Here is a 222-nt window from a genome sequence, read left to right on the forward strand (position 1 = left end):
AAGAAGAATTAAATGCTATTTCTCTTTGTGCTTTAAAGGCAAAAGAACTAGGCTTAAAAGTTGCTGCAGGGCACGGACTTAATTATAAAAATGTTCAAGAAATAGTAAAAATTAACATCATAAGTAAGATCGCTTTTGCCAAAAAAATCTTGCAAATTACTTGTAAAAGGATCAAAAATTTTATGATTTTGATAGATTCTTAGACTTAAAGAATTTGGATTT

2 pseudogenes are annotated in these 222 nt (G+C 27.5%); one reads left to right on the plus strand and one right to left on the minus strand.

What is annotated here, in order from left to right:
- Positions 1–17: 17 nt before the first annotated feature.
- Positions 18–89 (plus strand): annotated as a pseudogene (locus JG677_RS09150) (hypothetical protein); the annotation flags it as partial.
- 18 nt (positions 90–107) lie between these two features.
- Here JG677_RS09150 and JG677_RS09155 read toward each other — a convergent pair.
- Positions 108–222 (minus strand): annotated as a pseudogene (locus JG677_RS09155) (SAM-dependent methyltransferase); the annotation flags it as partial.

It is taken from the genome of Campylobacter sp. TTU-622, from assembly GCF_016598965.1.
Taxonomy (GTDB): domain Bacteria; phylum Campylobacterota; class Campylobacteria; order Campylobacterales; family Campylobacteraceae; genus Campylobacter_D.